Annotated in this window: 19 protein-coding genes, 1 tRNA gene, 1 other RNA gene and 1 riboswitch; of the genes, 6 read left to right on the top strand and 15 right to left on the bottom strand. The window is 61.8% G+C overall.

What is annotated here, in order from left to right; all coding sequences use genetic code 11:
• Positions 1 to 26 precede the first annotated feature (26 nt).
• From CUV01_RS14385 to CUV01_RS14370, 4 genes are all read right to left on the bottom strand, one after another.
• The gene (locus tag CUV01_RS14385) at positions 27 to 1130 is read right to left on the bottom strand and encodes an ABC transporter permease (protein WP_101461079.1); all 1104 of its coding nucleotides are present in this window, start codon (positions 1128 to 1130) and stop codon (positions 27 to 29) included.
• Entirely contained in the window at positions 1130 to 2206 is a 1077-nt protein-coding gene (locus tag CUV01_RS14380; protein ID WP_101461078.1) for a microcin C ABC transporter permease YejB, read from the bottom strand. Before CUV01_RS14380 ends, CUV01_RS14385 begins: the two co-directional genes overlap by 1 nt.
• A gap of 133 nt (positions 2207 to 2339) precedes the next feature.
• Positions 2340 to 4217, bottom strand: coding sequence for an extracellular solute-binding protein (locus CUV01_RS14375; protein WP_101461077.1), 1878 nt, complete (start codon positions 4215 to 4217; stop codon positions 2340 to 2342).
• 138 nt (positions 4218 to 4355) lie between these two features.
• Positions 4356 to 4889, bottom strand: coding sequence for a c-type cytochrome (locus CUV01_RS14370; RefSeq protein WP_101461076.1), 534 nt, complete (start codon positions 4887 to 4889; stop codon positions 4356 to 4358).
• 143 nt (positions 4890 to 5032) lie between these two features.
• Between CUV01_RS14370 and CUV01_RS14365 the strand changes: the two genes are divergently transcribed.
• Positions 5033 to 5905, top strand: coding sequence for a prephenate dehydratase (locus CUV01_RS14365; protein WP_101461075.1), 873 nt, complete (start codon positions 5033 to 5035; stop codon positions 5903 to 5905).
• A gap of 4 nt (positions 5906 to 5909) precedes the next feature.
• Here the strand turns inward: CUV01_RS14365 and CUV01_RS14360 are convergent, their stop codons facing one another.
• Complete coding sequence (locus tag CUV01_RS14360; protein WP_101461074.1) at positions 5910 to 6368, bottom strand: SRPBCC family protein; 459 nt, start codon at positions 6366 to 6368, stop codon at positions 5910 to 5912.
• Positions 6369 to 6687: 319 nt separating this feature from the next.
• Between CUV01_RS14360 and CUV01_RS14355 the strand changes: the two genes are divergently transcribed.
• Positions 6688 to 8574, top strand: a complete 1887-nt coding sequence (locus tag CUV01_RS14355) for a bifunctional 2',3'-cyclic-nucleotide 2'-phosphodiesterase/3'-nucleotidase (protein ID WP_101461073.1) — start codon at positions 6688 to 6690, stop codon at positions 8572 to 8574.
• Between the two features lie 32 nt (positions 8575 to 8606).
• An RNA gene (ffs, locus tag CUV01_RS14350) (signal recognition particle sRNA small type) lies at positions 8607 to 8704 on the top strand.
• A 27-nt stretch (positions 8705 to 8731) separates the two neighbouring features.
• Here the strand turns inward: ffs and CUV01_RS14345 are convergent.
• Positions 8732 to 9601: a LysR family transcriptional regulator gene (locus CUV01_RS14345; protein WP_101461072.1), complete on the bottom strand. Its 870-nt coding sequence runs from the start codon at positions 9599 to 9601 to the stop codon at positions 8732 to 8734.
• Positions 9602 to 9742: 141 nt separating this feature from the next.
• Between CUV01_RS14345 and CUV01_RS14340 the strand changes: the two genes are divergently transcribed.
• Together CUV01_RS14340 and CUV01_RS14335 are read left to right on the top strand one after the other, a co-directional pair.
• Positions 9743 to 9976 (top strand): DUF1127 domain-containing protein, encoded by a 234-nt coding sequence (locus tag CUV01_RS14340; RefSeq protein ID WP_101461071.1) that lies wholly within the window; start codon positions 9743 to 9745, stop codon positions 9974 to 9976.
• Between the two features lie 55 nt (positions 9977 to 10031).
• Positions 10032 to 10164, top strand: a riboswitch (FMN riboswitch).
• Positions 10165 to 10237: 73 nt separating this feature from the next.
• Entirely contained in the window at positions 10238 to 11134 is an 897-nt protein-coding gene (locus CUV01_RS14335; RefSeq protein WP_101461070.1) for a DMT family transporter, read from the top strand.
• Positions 11135 to 11149: 15 nt separating this feature from the next.
• On the opposite strand, the gene CUV01_RS14330 is transcribed toward CUV01_RS14335, so the two are convergent.
• The 9 genes from CUV01_RS14330 to CUV01_RS19935 all read right to left on the bottom strand — a co-directional run bounded on the left by CUV01_RS14330 (position 11150) and on the right by CUV01_RS19935 (position 16815).
• Positions 11150 to 11608 (bottom strand): arsenate-mycothiol transferase ArsC, encoded by a 459-nt coding sequence (locus CUV01_RS14330; protein WP_101461069.1) that lies wholly within the window; start codon positions 11606 to 11608, stop codon positions 11150 to 11152.
• A gap of 3 nt (positions 11609 to 11611) precedes the next feature.
• Positions 11612 to 12094 carry a UPF0262 family protein gene (locus CUV01_RS14325; protein WP_101461068.1) on the bottom strand — a complete coding sequence of 161 codons (483 nt, stop codon included), beginning with the start codon at positions 12092 to 12094 and terminating at the stop codon, positions 11612 to 11614.
• The gene (locus tag CUV01_RS14320; RefSeq protein ID WP_232962266.1) at positions 12091 to 12351 is read right to left on the bottom strand and encodes a SemiSWEET family sugar transporter; all 261 of its coding nucleotides are present in this window, start codon (positions 12349 to 12351) and stop codon (positions 12091 to 12093) included. The genes CUV01_RS14325 and CUV01_RS14320 overlap by 4 nt, the downstream gene beginning before the upstream one ends.
• The gene (gene hisD, locus CUV01_RS14315; protein ID WP_101461066.1) at positions 12348 to 13661 is read right to left on the bottom strand and encodes a histidinol dehydrogenase; all 1314 of its coding nucleotides are present in this window, start codon (positions 13659 to 13661) and stop codon (positions 12348 to 12350) included. Before hisD ends, CUV01_RS14320 begins: the two co-directional genes overlap by 4 nt.
• A 125-nt stretch (positions 13662 to 13786) precedes the next feature.
• Positions 13787 to 14413: an HAD-IA family hydrolase gene (locus CUV01_RS14310; protein ID WP_101461065.1), complete on the bottom strand. Its 627-nt coding sequence runs from the start codon at positions 14411 to 14413 to the stop codon at positions 13787 to 13789.
• Positions 14410 to 14895, bottom strand: coding sequence for a GNAT family N-acetyltransferase (locus tag CUV01_RS14305; RefSeq protein ID WP_101461064.1), 486 nt, complete (start codon positions 14893 to 14895; stop codon positions 14410 to 14412). The genes CUV01_RS14310 and CUV01_RS14305 overlap by 4 nt, the downstream gene beginning before the upstream one ends.
• Positions 14892 to 15368, bottom strand: coding sequence for a DUF2948 family protein (locus CUV01_RS14300; protein ID WP_101461063.1), 477 nt, complete (start codon positions 15366 to 15368; stop codon positions 14892 to 14894). Before CUV01_RS14300 ends, CUV01_RS14305 begins: the two co-directional genes overlap by 4 nt.
• Entirely contained in the window at positions 15361 to 16641 is a 1281-nt protein-coding gene (gene murA / locus CUV01_RS14295) for a UDP-N-acetylglucosamine 1-carboxyvinyltransferase (protein WP_101461062.1), read from the bottom strand. The genes CUV01_RS14300 and murA overlap by 8 nt, the downstream gene beginning before the upstream one ends.
• Positions 16642 to 16815 (bottom strand): hypothetical protein, encoded by a 174-nt coding sequence (locus CUV01_RS19935; RefSeq protein ID WP_198731828.1) that lies wholly within the window; start codon positions 16813 to 16815, stop codon positions 16642 to 16644.
• A gap of 150 nt (positions 16816 to 16965) precedes the next feature.
• On the opposite strand from CUV01_RS19935, the gene CUV01_RS14290 reads away from it, so the two are divergent.
• A tRNA-Thr gene (locus tag CUV01_RS14290) sits at positions 16966 to 17040 on the top strand.
• Positions 17041 to 17116: the final 76 nt, after the last annotated feature.

The raw sequence follows: 17116 nt of genomic DNA, 5'->3' as shown, positions 1-17116 counted from the left end.
CAGTTCGGCATCGTCTTCGCCAGCACTCATTTGAAGGTCTTTCGCGGGTCGAAGGCGTCACGGATGCCTTCGAAGATGAAGACCAGCAGCGACAGCATGATGGCAAAGGTGAAAAAGGCGGTAAAGGCCAGCCACGGGGCCTGCAGGTTCTGCTTGGCCTGCAAGGCCAGTTCGCCCAGAGACGGTGCCGATGCCGGCAGGCCGTAGCCCAGATAATCCAGCGCCGCGAGGCCGCTGATCGCGCCGGTCACGACAAAGGGCAGCATGGTCAACGTCGCAACCATGGCGTTGGGCAGCATATGGCGGAACATGATAACCCGGTCGCCCACCCCAAGGGCGCGGGCGGCGCGGACATATTCCAGATTGCGCGCCCGCAGGAATTCGGCCCGGACCACGCCGACCAGCGCAGGCCAGCCAAAGAGGATCGTCACAAAGACCAGCAGCCAGAAACTGCGACCCAGGATCGCGAAAAGGATGATGATCACATATAGCGAGGGCGTATACTGCCAGATCTCCATCAGGCGCTGAAAGACGATGTCGATGCGCCCGCCGAAATAGCCCTGAACGGCGCCCGCCGTGATACCAATGGCGCTGGCCACCACCGTCACGATCAGCGCGAACATGATCGAGGTACGAAAACCGTAGATCACGCGGGCCAGCACGTCGCGTGCGGTGTCGTCGGTGCCCAGCCAGTGATCAGCGTCAGGTGCGCTTGGCGCGGTGCCGACATTGTTGATGGTCTTGTAATGATAGGGAACGATCGGCCAGATCATCCAGCCCTGTTCCGCGCTTGGGACATCGCTGCTGCCATTGTCCACGGCCTCGATCAGCCCCTCGGGATCATCCCAGCACTCGTCGCGTCCGCCGGTCACGATCAGGCATTGCACGGCGGGGTCGCTATAGATCGCCTCGGTCCCGAAATCGCCACCAAAGGCGGTTTCGGGATAGAAATTGTAGGCCGGGAAATACAGATCTCCGCGATAGCTGGCGACGATGGGTTTGTCATTGGCCACGACCTCGGCAAAGATCGCGATCAGAAACAGGACCGCAAAAATCAACAGCGACCAGAAGGCGCGGCCATTGCGGCGGTAATTGCGCCAGCGGCGGCGGTTCAGTTCCGACAGCGCCATCAGCCGGCCCTTTTTTCAAAGTCGATGCGCGGGTCGACAAAGACATACATCAGGTCCGACAGGATCCCGACCAGCAGGCCGATCAGGCCAAAGACATAAAGCGTGGCGAAGATCACCGGATAATCGCGCTGCACGGCGGCCTCAAAGCCCAGGCGTCCAAGGCCATCAAGCGAAAAGATGGTCTCGATCAGGATCGAACTGCCGAAGAACACGCCCAGAAACAGTGCCGGAAAACCGGCGATCACGATCAGCATGGCATTGCGGAAAACGTGGCCATACAGCACCCGCCGCTCGGTCAGGCCCTTTGCGCGGGCGGTCATCACATATTGCTTGTTGATCTCATCGAGAAAGCTGTTCTTGGTCAGCAGCGTCAGCGTGGCGAACCCGGAAATCGACATGGCGACGACCGGCAGCGTGATGTGCCACAGGTAGTCCTTGATCTGCCCCCATGTGGACAGCGAATAGAAATTATCGCTGACCAAGCCGCGCAGAGGAAAGATCTTCCAGTAACTGCCCCCTGCGAACAGCACCATCAGCACAACGGCAAACAGAAATGCCGGGATCGCATAGCCCATGATGATCACGCCCGAGGTCCAGGTATCAAAGGGCGTGCCGTCGCGCACGGCCTTGCGGATGCCCAGAGGGATCGAGACCACATAGGCCAAAAGCGTCGTCCACAGCCCCAGCGTGATCGAGACGGGCATCTTTTCCTTGACCAGTTCCAGCACGCTGATCGACCTGAACCAGCTATTGCCGAAATCAAAGGTCAGGTAATTGCCCATCATCGTCATGAAACGCTGCAAGGGCGGCTTGTCGAAGCCGAATTCCTTTTCCAGCTGCGCCACGAATTCCGGCGGCAACCCCCGCGCACCAGCATATTCGCTGGATGCAGCCGCCCCCGCATCGGCACCGCCACCCGCGATATTGCGAAACACATCGCCTTCGCCCTGCAGTCGTGCCGCAATCTGTTCGATGGGACCACCGGGCACGAATTGGGTCAGGGTGAAGTTGATCACCATGATCCCGATCATCGTCGGGATGATCAGCAGCAAACGCCGCAGAATATAGGCACCCATAAGCCCTGCCCTCTAGCCCTGTCCGGGCCTTTGCGGCCCTGTTCGGATTTCACGTCTTGTCGACGTTTCGGCCCGGAAAAGCAAGCGATTTGCCCCGTTTTCCCCGGTCACGTCACCGTTCGCCATCCCATGTTCAGCGCAACGCGCCCTCGGCTTTCAGCTTTGCTTCCCGCTCTGGCAGGAACCACCAGAAATCCATCTGGCCCAGTGCGAATGCCGGCAGTTCTTCTGGATGGGCATACATATCGTAATAGGCCAGCCAGTGATCCGAATTGTACCACTGCGGTATTGTCAGGAACATCGCCCGAAGCGACCGGTCCAGCGCGCGGGAAGCAGTCTCCATTTCCTCTTGGGTCTGCGCGTGTTCGACATCCTTCATCAGCTTGTCGATGGCCGGGTTCTTGAGGCCGATCAGGTTGCTCTCTGAGGTGGCGAATTCGCTGCCGAACACCGGCAGCATCTCGGCGCCGGGGATCGGACTTTGACCCATGAAAGCCGAAGTAATGTCGAAATCATGCGCACGCTCGCGCGATTCCAGCTCTGCATTGTCGACACGCGCATTCACCGCGTCGATCCCGATGCTGCGCAGGGACTCGATGTAAGGGTTAAGAATTCGGTCCAGCGTTACGGAATCATTCAGAAATTCGACGCTCAAGACCTCGCCGTCGGCATTGCGCCGCATGCCGCCATCACCAATGGTCCAACCTGCTTCGTCCAACAATGCACCCGCCTGACGCATGGCGCGGCGGTCGCGGGGCTGTTCGTTGCCCACAGGCCAGACATAGGCCTCTTCGGTAAAGACGGCGTCGGGCAGATCGGCGCGCAGCGGCTCCAGCAAGGCCAGTTCGCCCTCGGTTGGCATCCCTTCGGCCTCAAGCGGCTGGTTCTCCCAATAGCTGTCAGGACGCGCATAGAGACCATAGAACATCTTGTCGTTGATCCATTGGAAATTGAACATCAGCCCGATGGCGTGACGCACGCGCGCATCCTGAAATTTTTCACGCCGCAGGTTAAAAACCCATGCTTGTCCAGAAACGCTGCCGTTATCGGGCATGGTCTCGACCTTGACCCAACCCTTGTCTTGCGCCGGAAAATCATAGGCGGTGGCCCATTTGATTGAACTGTTTTCGCGCCGGAACGTATATTCGCCAGCCGTAAAAGCCTGAAACGCCGCATCATAATCGGCGAAATATTCATAGCGCATCCGGTCGAAATTGTTCCGGCCAATGTTCAGAGGCAGATCCGCACCCCAGTAATCGTCGCGCCGCGTCACCTCGACCCAACGCCCCATGCTCCAGCCGGTCAGTGCATAGGGCCCCGAACCGATCAGCGGTTTGTCCATGGTTTCATCCAGCCCCAGGCCGCGTTCCTCGAAATCGGCGCGCGACATGATCGGTAAGCCGCCCACGAAGGACACCACCTCGCGGCGGGGATAGCCCTCGACGAAACTGAACTTGACCGAGAGGTCGTCAATCGCCTCGACCTTGGCGATCTGCTGCTGGATCGACAGTCTGGTGCCGGTCGATCCGTCATCGCGCATCGCCTCGACCGAAAAGACGACATCATCCGCGGTGACCGGATTGCCACTGGCAAAGCGCGCCTCGGGGCGAAGGTGAAAGATCACCCAGTCGCGGCTTTCGGGATATTCCAGCGTCTCGCACAGCAGACAATAGGACGCGCCGAAATCGCTGGAATCGCGGCCCATCAGCGTTTCCAGCATCTGGGCCGAAAACACCGCCGGGCGACCCTTGAAGGTAAACGGATTGAAATTGTCGAAATTCGATGTGTTGGGCACCGATTCAACGATATAGCCGCCTTTCGGCGCCTCCGGGTTCACATAGGGCAGATGCTTGAAATCGGCAGGCAGTTTCAGGTCGCCGATGATGGCATAGCCGTGCGACACCGTGACCGCGTCGTCGCTGTCTTGCGGCGTCAGCGTGGTTTCCTGCGCGGCGGCTGGCTGCAACGAGACACCGGCCATGACAGCAAAGACAGGAAGAAAGGCGCGCATAACGATCCCCGTTTGGCTAATTTTCTTAACGCTAGGCAGCGCAGGCAACAGGATCAAGCCGCGTTTTCGTGAACGAGAAAGGGCGCAGCCATTGGCCGCGCCCCTGTTTTCAACTCGCGATGAGATCGTCGCGGCCTGTTACTGCGTTTCCAGATAGGCGATCAGGTCGGCGCGGTCCTGCGGATCTTTCAGACCGGCAAAAGACATTTTCGTACCCGAAACGACACCCTTGGGATCGGCAAGGAATTCCTGCAGCGCGTCATGGGTCCAGTCGCCGCCATGCTCGACCATGCCATCGGAATAGGCGAAACCACCAATACTGGCGACGGCACGACCGACCACGCCGTTCAGATGCGGGCCAACGCCATCGGAGCCGTCAAGCTTGTGGCACGCCTTGCATTTGCCGAAATCCTTTTCGCCTGCAGCAACATCGGCCGAGGCCATGAGCGCGTCGAAATCGATCTCTTCTTCCACGGCTGCCTCGCCGCCTTCGCCGGTTTCCGGCACCTCGATGGTATAGGCCTGTTGATGGCCCTCTTCGCCCTCTTCACCGTGACTGGCGCTGCTGCCGACATGAAAGACGGCACTGGCAGCCCAGTTCGCGAGCAACAGAAAGAGAAGTGCACCGATCAGCGCGCCTGCTGTCTTGGTGATGGTCATCGTATCGAACATTGCCAGCGATCCCCGGAATGGTAAGCCTTGAATTTGGCCTGTATCTATCCGCTTTCTCTTTGCGGGATCAAGGTATAGTTAGCCCCGATATCGCAGAAAGCAGGTGACAAACTGTCGCCCGGCAGTGTCGCAGGGAACGCAGGATGACGCAACACGCCCCGACCAATCGCATCGCCTTTCAGGGAGAGCTTGGCGCCTACAGCCACGAAGCCTGCCGTAACGCGCGCCCCGAACTGGAACCGCTGCCCTGCCGCACCTTCGAGGATGTGATCGAGGCCGTGCGCAGCGGGCAAGCCGATCTGGCAATGCTGCCGGTCGAAAACTCGACCTATGGGCGGGTGGCCGACATCCATCGCCTGCTGCCGGCATCCGGGCTGCATATCGTGGACGAGGCCTTTGTGCGCGTGCATATCAGCCTGATGGCGCTGCCCGGCACCAAGATCGAAGAGATTAACAAGGTCCGTGCCCATCTGGTGTTGCTGCCGCAATCGGCAAGCTATCTGTCGCGTTATGGCATCATCGGTGAGGCGGCGGCGGACAGCGCCGGAGCGGCAGCCGAACTGGCAAAAAGCGGAGAGCGGAGAACAGGCGTTCTGGCCTCGGATCTGGCCGCCGAGATCCATGGCCTGCAGATTCTGGCCCGCCATATCGAGGATCACGCCCATAACACAACGCGCTTTCTGATCATGTCACGCGCCGACAATCATCAACGCCGCGCCAAGGTGATGATGACGACCTTCGTCTTTCGCGTCCGCAACATTCCGGCGGCACTGTACAAGGCGATGGGTGGTTTCGCGACCAATGGCGTCAACATGACCAAGCTGGAAAGCTATATGGCCGACGGCATTTTCACCGCGACGCAATTTTACGCCGATATCGAGGGCCATCCCGATGACGCGAATGTGCGGCGCGCGCTGGATGAACTGGCTTATTTTTCGTCCAGCCTCACCATTCTTGGCGTCTACCCGGCCGATCCCCTGCGCGCAGAGCACGCCCCGGCCCTGCCCGAAGAATAGCGCCTCAGGCGCGTTCGGCGGTCATCTGGTTCAGCAGCGTTTCGATACCGCGGTCGAATTGCTTGTCCAGTTGGGATTTGCCCAGCTTGGCAGTTTGCAACATCAGGCGCGCGCGCATGGTGCGCGGGCGCAGATCGATTTCAAAGATCAGACGCGAACGCGTCCTGCCCAATGCAACAACGGTCATCGTGATGGTCAGATCAAAGGCCTCGGACTCGCCTTTCATGATCAGCCGCTCGGGCCGGTCGATCTCGGTCACGACAAGGTGCAGCATGCGCCGACGACCGCGCCACTGAAAACGAATATCCCACGCCCTGCCACCCGTGGCCGGCTTCGACTTGTCGCTGCGGGTGATGGCGGCTCCGCGCCGCTGCACTATATGCTCGAACCAGTCAAAATCGCTGATCGACCGGTACAGGTCTTCTGCGGCCAGTTCGGTTTCCTTGCGTGTCGAAAACTTCATACAACCAGCCTGACGCATAAAAGGAGTTAACATCGCCGCATGGGCGTCGAGCCGTCTACGTGGTCATGCAAGAATTTTCAAGCAATTGTTGCGTAAAATCGTGGTCGTTGCGCAACTGATTCGTCGCGAAAACGTTATTTCGCTGGCCCCATCGCCGCAATTGATCAATCAATAGTTGTGAACTGCGACGAATTGGCAGAAAATCGCTGGCGGAAGTCGCGGTCTTGCCTGCCGCGTGGCTAAAGCGGTCCGGCACTCGACAGTGCCGGTCAAAGATGACGCGAATAAGGTATCAGAGGTGGCGGACGGACACAGTGGCATGACAACAGCGGCGGGGCCTCAAGGTTGGGTAAGCGACACGACAACGCTTGCTCTGCGGATCATGGCCACAACCGACACGCATATGCACGTGCTGCCCTACAACTATCTGGCTGACAAGCCGTCTGACCGCATCGGGCTTGCGCGCACCGCATCCCTGATCGAGGCGCGGCGCGCGGAACAACCCAATTCACTGCTGTTGGACAACGGCGATTTCCTGCAGGGGAATTCACTCGGCGAATATATTGCCGAAGTGCGCGGTGTATCGTCTCGCAGCCCGCACCCGGCGATCGCGGCGATGAACGCGCTTGGCTATGACGCGGCCACTCTGGGCAATCACGACTTCAATTTTGGCCTCAGTTTCCTGCGTCGCGTACTGGGTGCCGCGCATTTTCCCTTTACCGTCGCCAATCTGATGCCGACGGCGGGGCCGGGCTTTGCGCCGTGGCTGCTGCTGCAACGCGACCTGCGCGACGCCCGCGGCCTGTTGCATCCTATACGCATCGGGGTGGTCGGCTTTGCGCCGCCCCAGACGGTCGATTGGGATCGTCACCTGATGGGCGAGTTGGACGGCGAAGACATCGTGGCCAGCGCCAAGCGCGTGCTGCCCCAACTCAAGGCGGCGGGTGCAGACCTGATCATCGCCCTATCCCATAATGGCATCGGGCCCGTACACCCAATTCACCCGGGCGATCAGGCATCGACCGCTCTGGCCGCCCTGCCCGAAATCGACGTGGTGATCGCCGGTCATACGCATGAGGTTTTCCCCTCGGCGGCCTTTGCCCGGGCGCCGGGCGTCGACCCGGCACGGGGCACGCTGATGGGCAAACCCGCTGTCATGGCAGGCTTTGGCGGCTCGCATCTGGGGGTCGTTGACCTCGACCTGCAATGCGGTACGGACGGCAAGTGGAGCATCACGAACTTCAAGGTGGCGGCAGAGCCGGTCGACCGCAAACACCAGCCGGTCAAGCGGGTCTATTCAGCCACGCTGGCCCCTCACCGCGAAACCTTGCGCCACATCCGCCGCCGCGTGGGTCGGACCGAGGCGCCGTTGACCAGTTATTTCTCTTTGATCGGTCAGGATCCCGGCCTCAGGCTGGTGGCCATGGCGCAGCGCTGGCATGTGCGGCGCATGTTGCGCGGTACGGAATGGGACGGGCTGCCGATCCTGTCTGCTGTCGCACCCTTTCGGGCGGGCGGGCGAGGTGGACCCGACTGCTATACCGACGTGCCCGCCGGCATATTGACGCTGCGCAGTCTGGCCGATCTTTATTTCTATCCCAACCGCGTCTGCGCGATCGAAACCTACGGCGCCCAGTTGCGTGGCTGGCTGGAACGGTCCGCCAGCATCTTTCGCCAGGTCGAGCCCGGACAGACCGATCAGCCTTTGATCGAGCCCGATTTCCCCAGCTATAATTTCGACGTGATCGACGGGCTTGGCTGGCAGATCGATCTGACCAGCCCGCGCCGCTATAGCCCCACGGGCCGGCTGATCAATCCCGAGGCCTCGCGCATCCGCGATCTAACCCATCACGGACGCAAGGTCGGTGACGACGATAAATTCCTGCTGGCGACAAATTCCTATCGGCTGGCAACCTGCGGATTGTTCGGTCCGCTGGTGGGCGGCAATCGCGTCGTTCTGGATGACGAATCGCTGACCCGCGATGTTTTGCGCCGCTATGTCCGCCGCCGTCGCCGGGTGCGCCCATCGGATGTGCGTCCCTGGGGCTTTGTCCCCGTCGAAGGGGCTTCGGCCATCCTCGAAACCGGTCCCTCTGCCATGCGCTATCTGGAACGGACTGGGGATGATAGCGGCTATGGCCTTGAATGTGCGGGCAAGACCGAAGACGGCTTTATCCGCATTCGCCTGAATCTTTCACGGGGTTGAACCCGACGACGGGCTGACATATCTATCGCGGTGAGAGGTTGGCGCGGGCATGCATCTCGCCAACCCGGTCAGGTCCGGAAGGAAGCAGCCGCAACGAGTTTTCGCTTGGGTCGCTGTCCAGCCTCTCACCCACCCCCCCAGCAGATGACCCGCAATCTCAGGCCGCCTGCTCTTGCACCTCTTCCTTCACGGCGCGGCGCAGGTAGCAGCCGAACTCGCTTGCCATGTCGCCGACATTGCCGTCGGTCAGATACATGTTCAGAAACGCCGGCGGCAAAGGTGGTAATGCACCACCGTGGTCGATGCGCTGCAGGCCATCGCGCGTCTGGGTCTGCAGCAGGATATTGACCCCCTGATCCGCAGCCGTCAGCATCAGATTGCGTTCGCATCCGCCAATACCGGAGGCATGTTCCCATGCCATGCCGGCGCGCTCCAGTTGCGCAACCCCGATCGTCAGGAAGGCGCAGTATAGACCATTGGTCAGAGCCAGAGGACGCTGCTGCCAGGCGGTGCCACCATGCGCCCCGACCCAGACCAGCGGAACCTGCATCAGGTTGACACCTCCCTCGCTGCAATCGGCCTCTGTGGTCAGGATCACGTCCAGCTCACCGCGCCCGAACTGTTTCAGCAGATCAATACTGCCACCGTCGGTCAGTACGATTTCGACATTTGGATGCGCCGCGCGAAACCGCCGCACGGCATGGGTCAGATGCAGGGGTGGCCAGTCGGTGGTCAGTCCGACCCGCAGTCGACTATCGGGCAGCACGCCCGTGAACCGGCTGATGATCGCATCATTCTGCGCGACCAATTTGCGGCTGTCGGTCAGCAGCAGTTGCGCGAAATCGGTCAGCACCACCCCGCGCCCTGCCTTTTCCAGCAATGGCCGGTCAAACACCTCTTCCAGCCGCTTGATCTGCATGGACAATGCGCTTTGGGTCATGTTCAGCGCCTCTGCCGCGCGGGTGACCGCGCCATATTCGGCAACCGCCTGCAACGACCTCAGCGTGGCGATATCCAGATTTCTCATCGTTCAGAACCCCTGATACATCGGATCAAAATCATTCATTTTACGAATGCTCTGTCAGGTGCCATCTTATCAATACAACAGATGAATTCAAACAAATCATTCATCTTTGTTAATGATAAGTCGTATCAGGAGGATTGAACGATGGCCTATAGATCAACCGCGATGGCCCGTGTCGTTACCGGGACCGGCATCATCCCGCGTCCGAACTGGTTAGAGCGTATCCTGACCGCATTCGACGTTCGCAAGACGCGCGCTGACCTGTCCAGACTGACCGATGAACAGTTGCACGACATTGGCATTACCCGCGAGCAGGCCGAGGACGAGGCCAAACGAACGATGTGGGACGCACCGGAATACTTTCGCGCCCGCAGCTAGGCACTTGTCGAATGGCCAGCTTCACCCTAACTGAACGACGCGGCTGTTTGGGCCGCGTCGTTCTCAGGGCGGGGCGAAATTCCCCACCGGCGGTTACAGCCCGCGAGCGCCTTGGCGATGGTCAAGGGTCAGCAGATCTGGTGCAATTCCAGGGCCGACGGTCACAGTCCGGATGAAAGAGAACGGGAAACCTTGCCGCCGGTCGCGCGGCAACGTCATCCTGTTTGCCTTGGGTTATGTGCGTAACGAAGGGATGACGCCATGACTCGTATGTTCTCGTCGCCAACCGCCACCGGTGCGGCGCTGATGATCCTGGCCGGCGCGATGTTCGCCGTGGTCAACACGCTGGTGCAATATGCCGCCATGGGGCTGGGCATTGCCGCGCCGACCATCACATTCTGGCAATATCTGACAGCACTGCTGTTCACCCTGCCCTGGCTGGCCGTCAGCCGGGCCGATTTTCGCACGCGCCGGTTCGGCGCACATCTGTTGCGGGTCGGGCTGGCCGTGGGCGGCGTGCAGCTATGGGTGCTGGGTCTGGCACATGTGCCGATCTGGCAGGCGATTTCGCTGATCATGCTGTCACCGTTCTTCGTGACCGCTGGTGCCGCACTGCTGCTGGGCGAGCGTGTGACCTCGCCCCGCTGGATCGCCGTTGCCCTTGGCATTCTGGGCGGTGCGGTGATCCTGCAACCCTGGTCTGATGCCTTTACCCCCTGGGCACTGGCGCCGGTGGCGGCCGCGGCGCTATGGGCGGGGTCGTCGCTGATGACCAAGCGCATGACCGCCACCGAAAGCCCCGAGGCACTGACCCTCTATCTGCTGGCGCTGCTGACACCGTTGAACGCGGGGCTGGCGCTGTTTCCGGGTGCCGGCGGCTTTGCCCTGCCCGGCGCGGCGGCCATCACAACGCTGGCTGTGGCCGGCCTGTTGACCGCGCTTGCGCAATACGCGCTGGCCCGCGCCTATGCGACCGCCGACGCGGCCTTTCTGCAGCCCTTCGACCATGTGAAACTGCCCTTCAATGTCGGTCTGGGCATCCTTGCCTTTGGCTTCGTGCCGCCGGGCAGCATGTGGCTGGGCTCGGCGCTGATCGTCGGGGCGTCGCTTTGGCTCTTGGCGCGCGAGGAACACGGGGCGAACCTGGCGGTCAAGTGATCGCCGGGATTTGCGCTATTCGGTTGCCGGCTCGCCAAAGCGGTTGATCATCGTCTTGCGGATCTGATCGCGGGTCTGGCGGTACATGTTCAGCTTGGCCTCGCGTCCTTCGGCCATGCCGGTCGGGTCCATGATCGGCCAATATTCCACATGCAGGTGGTAAAGCCGCGTCAGTTCCAGCGCCAGTCGCTGACTGGCCGGAGACAGCGCCACGACCAGATCGAACCCGCCCAGATCATCGCCCCAGGCCTTCATTTCCTCAAAGCTGCGGGTGCGATGGTTTGTCAGCGTCACGCCGATCTCGTCGCAAACAGACACCGCAAAGCCATCTATTTCCAGATCATTCTTGACCCCGGCGGACTGCACATAGGCAGAGCGGCCGTAAAATTTCTTCATCATCCCTTCCGCCATGGGCGAACGGATGGCGTTGTGATCGCAGCAGAACAGCACCGAGCCGGGAATCTCCGCCGCCATCGTTCAGGCCTTTTGCGGAATCAGGGCACAGATCAGGGTGAACAGGCGTCTTGCCGTGTCGATATCAAGACTGGCCTTGCCCTCAAGCCGTTCCTGCAAGGTGCGCGCACCTTCGTTGTGGATACCGCGCCGGGCCATGTCGATGGCCTCGATCTGGGCGGGTGGCAGCTTTTTCACCGCATCGAAATAGCTTTCGCAGATCTGAAAGTAATCCTTGACCACCTGCCGGAACGGCCCGAGCGACAGGTGAAATTCAGCCACCTTTTCGGCGGCCTCACTGTCCAGATCAAAGACCAGCCGCCCCTCGCGGATCGCCAGATCCAGCACATAGGGGCCATCGGGCGCAGCTTGGCCGTCGCGGCCCGGAACCTCGAAGCTGTTATCTTCCAGCAAATCGAAGATCGCGACCTTGCGCTCCTGTTCCATTTCCGGCGTGGCGGGCGGGATCGCGCTGTCGTCGATCTCGATCTTGCTTAGACGGCTCATGCGCGACCCCATGCCAGTTTCGCCAGGACAATGGTCCCGACACAGATGATCGAAAAGATATTGGCCAAGATCAGCGGCCATTCGCCCAGACTGAGCCCATAGGCCAGCCATAGCGACACCGAGGTCAGCACCATGACATTGGTGCCAAGCGACAGATCCTTGACCTCTCTGGTGCGCAGGGTCTTCAGCACCTGGGGGATCCAGCAAATCGTGCTGAAGATCGCAGCCAGAACGCCGATCATGGTCGTCATGCTCATGATCCCTGCCCCTCATTCAACTGATCCAGCCGAGCCTGAACCGATTGCCCATGCGCCTGCAACCCCTCTGATGCAGCAAGGCGGACCGCAGCGGGGCCGATTTGCGCCAGCGCGCCGGGGCTGAGCCGCGCAATCGTGGTGCGCTTGAGGAAATCCATCACCGACAGGCCGGATGAAAACCGGGCCGAGCGCGCTGTGGGCAGCACGTGATTGGGGCCACTGACATAATCGCCAACCGCCTCGGGGGTAAAGGCGCCCAGAAAGATCGCGCCCGCATGGGTGCATTTACCGGCCAGCGCCTCGGGATCGTCGACCAGCAGTTCCAGATGTTCCGGTGCGACGCGGTCGGACAGCGCCGCCGCCTCGTCCAGATCGCGGGCGATGATGATGGTGCCATAATCGCGCCAGCTGGCGCCTGCGATCTCGGCGCGCGGCAAGCTGGGCAGCAGTCGGTCGACGGCCCCCGCGACGGCGTCGGCCAGCGCAGGATCGGTCGTGATCAGGATCGACTGCGCATCGGCGTCATGTTCTGCCTGCGCCAGCAGATCCAGCGCGATCCAGTCGGGGTTCTGCCCGCCCTCGGCGATGATCAGCACTTCGGACGGCCCGGCGATCATGTCGATCCCGACGCGGCCAAAGACCTGTCGCTTGGCGGCAGCGACATAGGCATTGCCGGGGCCGGTGATCTTGTCGACCGGCGCGATCGTATCGGTCCCGTAAGCCATCGCAGCCACCGCCTGCGCCCCGCCGACGCGGTAGATTTCATCGACGCCAGCCAGTTCCGCGGCCAGCAGCACCAGCGGGTTGATCACACCGTCCGGCGCCGGCACGCACATGACCAGACGCCGCACCCCGGCCACACGCGCGGGCACCGCATTCATCAGCACCGATGACGGATAGGTCGCCTGACCGCCCGGCACATACAGGCCCGCTGCCGAAACCGGGGACCAGCGCCAGCCCAGCGTCGCGCCCTCGGGATCAGTCCATTCGGCATTCTCGGGCATCTGGCGCGCGTGATAGGCGCGGATACGTTCCGCAGCCATGGACAGGGCGGCGCGATCTTCATCGCTGACTTTCGCAATCTGGGCCGCGATTTCCTCGGGGCCAAAGCGCAAACTGTCCGGCGTCAGTTCCAGGCGATCGAAACGGGCCGTCAGCTCGCACAGCGCCAGATCGCCTCGCTTGCGCGTATCGGCGATGATCCGGGCCACGGCGTCGTTCACATCGGTCGAATCCTCGCGCTTCATCACCAGAATATCGGCAAAGCGGCGGTCAAAATCGGGATCGGTCGTCTTCAGGGTGATCGGCATGATGACTCTCTGCTGGTGGCGACTTGTTAGCGGCTCGCGCGTGGCGCCTCAAGCTGCAGTATGTTTGCCAAAGGATTGTTCGCAGCGCGGGCCTGCCTGCGGCGAAGCCGTCAGACGCGCTGCGCCTAATCCACCAATGACAATCTGATCGGGTGGCCGTCATCGCGGCTAAGGCGGCGGTAATCGGGGATGCTGGCCAGACTGCCTGTCGCGCCGCTTAGCCCGACCGTTTCCATGCCAGCGGCCTTCGCCGAGGCCAGACCGGCGGCCGCGTCCTCGAATGCAATGATGCGAGCCGGCGCATGCCCAAGTCCGCGCGCGGCCAGCGCAAACGGTTCGGGATCGGGTTTCGGGTGTGCGACATCATCAGCGGTCACCACGACCGGCGGCAAAGGTAGGCCGCAGATCGCCATCCAGCGCCGCGCCAGTTCAGCCGGCGCCGAGGTCACCAGCGCCCATTCAACGGGATCAAGGCTGGCCAGCAGATCGGCCGCACCGGCAACCGGGCGCAGCAGGCTTTCACGTGGACGCATCTGGCCCAGAACCCATTCGGCCTCGGCTGGCAAATCCGCATCGGGGGCGAAATGAGCGATAATGCGGTGAAGCGGCCTGCCGTGACAAAACGCATGAACCTGCGCCGCGTCGAGATCCCGCCGCGCGGCCCATCCGGACCAAACCTCAAGGATGAGATCACGGGAATCAACCAGCGTGCCGTCCATGTCAAAGGCCAGCGCATCAGCAGTCAGGATCATGGCAGGTCTTTCAGCATCTGGATTTCCGTCTCGCAGCAGCCCTTGGCGGGGCCTTCACATGCGGCGGCTCGAAACCCGATGCGATGATACAGCGCCTGCGCATGCTGCGCAGTCTTGCGGACATTCAACGCCATCGAGGTCATCCCGGCCAGCGCCGCATCGCGCAACGCGGCATCAATGGCGGCTTCGGCATAGCCCCGACCGCGCGCTTCGGGCTGGGCATAAACCGAGATCAACTGTCCGCGATAGGGATGGCGCGGATCACCGCCCGCCACCCAAGCGGCAGAGGCCAGTGGTTGCCCCAGAACCTCGCCCGCAGCAAAGGTCGGAACATCAGTCAGCCTCGCGGCGAAATCGGACAGCGGGCGGTCCTGCCAGTCAGCCAGCCTGGACCCAAAGGCATCGGGTGCATCGCGCAGGGCGGCCAATCGCAAATGTCGCCATTCCTCGGCCCGGTCCGGCCCAAGCTGCCAGACGATCATTCGGGATGCGAGGGCGCCTTGCCCGACGGCGCGACATAGGGCTTGGTGACGTCGCGCAGATCCAGGTTGATGCACTCGACATGGGCGACCAGCGTGCCATCCCCCGCGAATTCCAGCATCAGGCGCCCGGTGCCGTCGGCATCGGGTTGCCAGGACAGCGCCAGCAGTTCCAGCACGGTATCGGCATCCTGTTCGACACCGTCGCTTTGCAGGCGCAACACATCGCCGATGATCAGCAGTGAGCGCACCCGTTCGAACGGGCGACCATCGCGTTTCGCGGCTTCGGCATCCTCCCAGCGGAACCGGTTGATCAAGAGCGCCAGCCGGCGTGCCTTGCGGTCATAAGAGATTTCGCTGCCGGGCAGCACAGCGTCCTGCACCAGCGTCGAGATGATGCTGAGATCGCCCGCATCCTCGGCCTTGAGCGTCAGCGGTGTATCGGGACCGGCATCGAGAAAGCTGGCATCAGCCATTGGCGCCACCCTCCTTCACACGCTCGATCAGTGCACCCACGCCGCGTAGTTTGCGCACCACATGTTCGTAACCTCGATCCAGATGATAGACGCGGCTGACAACGGTCTCGCCCTCGGCCGCAAGTCCCGCGAGGATAAGACTGACGGATGCCCGCAGGTCGGTCGCCATGACCGGCGCGCCCTTCAGCTTTTCGACGCCGGTGACGGTCACATGGCCGCCATGGACATCCATCTTGGCCCCCATGCGCATCAGCTCGGGCGCGTGCATGAAGCGATTCTCGAAGATGGTTTCCTCCAGCACGCTGGTGCCCTCCGCCGTGCACATCAGCGCCATCATCTGCGCCTGCAGATCGGTCGGGAAACCGGGAAAGACCTCGGTCTTCACATCGACGGCGCGAATGCGGCCATTCTTGCGCGCGACCTTGATGCCGCGATTTGTCTGCTCGACCGAGACGCCGGCTGCGTCAAGTTTCTCGCAAAAGGCCTCGATCAGTTCGATGCGGCCGCCCAGCAGCTCGACCTCTCCGCCGGCAATGGCGGGCGCGATCATGTAAGTGCCCAGTTCGATCCGATCGACGACGACAGGGTGGGTCGCGCCGTGCAGGCGGTCGACGCCCTGAATGGTGATGGTCTCGGTGCCCTCGCCATCGATCTGCGCCCCCATGGCGCGCAGGCATTTGACCAGATCCACGATCTCGGGCTCGCGCGCGGCGTTCTTCAGCACGGTCGTACCCTTGGCCAGCGTGGCCGCCATGACGATGTTTTCCGTGGCCCCGACCGAGGCGAAACGTTGATCAATCACCGCGCCTTTCAGCCCCTTGGGCGCCTTGGCATGCAGATAGCCGTCTTTCAGCTCGATCTCGGCGCCCAATGCCTCCAGCCCCGAAATATGCAGATCCATCGGCCGCGAACCGATGGCGCAGCCGCCGGGCAGCGACACGATAGCCTGCCCCGCCCGTGCCAGCAGCGGACCCAGCACAAGGTTCGAGGCCCGCATCTTGCGCACGATGTCATAATCGGCTGTCAGGTTGTTCAGATCATGGGACGACAGGGTCAGCACCTGGCCGTCCTGCATCGTCGTGATCTCGGCGCCAAGCGATTGCAGCAACTCGGTCATGGTGCGGATGTCCGAAAGACGCGGCGCGTTGGTCAGCGTCAGCGGCTCATCGCTGAGCAGCGTCGCCGGCATCAGCGCCAGACAGGCATTCTTGGCCCCGGCAATCGGGATCTCGCCATGCAGCGCCCCGTTGCCTTGCACGATGATCTGATCCATCTATTCGTCCCCTTCGGTTTCGCCCGTATCCGACTTGGCCGTTTCGGCCTGTTCTTCATTATCGGCGCGCGCACGCGCCTGCGCCTTGCGCCGCGCCAGATTGGCCCGCAGCGCAGCGCGCAGCCGCTCTTCGCGACTGCCCTGTTGCGATCCGGTGTTGCGCGCCTCAGCCATGCGCCCCTGTTACCCGCGCCGCCGGCGACAGTCCAGTTTTCCCGACGCCTTGCCGCACGGTCACGGCGAAGCCGGAGAAAACCCGCCGAACTTTTTGCGCAGCAGCCCCTTGCGCCGCCGCGCCGCTTTGTCTAAACGCCCCTGCACGGCGCTGTGGTAGCTCAGTGGTAGAGCACACCCTTGGTAAGGGTGAGGTCGAGAGTTCAATCCTCTCTCACAGCACCATCCTATCCAATTGATATCAAAGAAAACCCTTACATTGCTGGGCAAGGCGCCGCTTTTGGTGTCAGTATCCGGGTCA

Origin of the sequence: Paracoccus tegillarcae, assembly GCF_002847305.1 — a bacterium.
Lineage (GTDB): Bacteria > Pseudomonadota > Alphaproteobacteria > Rhodobacterales > Rhodobacteraceae > Paracoccus > Paracoccus tegillarcae.
This window is presented reverse-complemented; position numbering and strand designations above follow the sequence as displayed.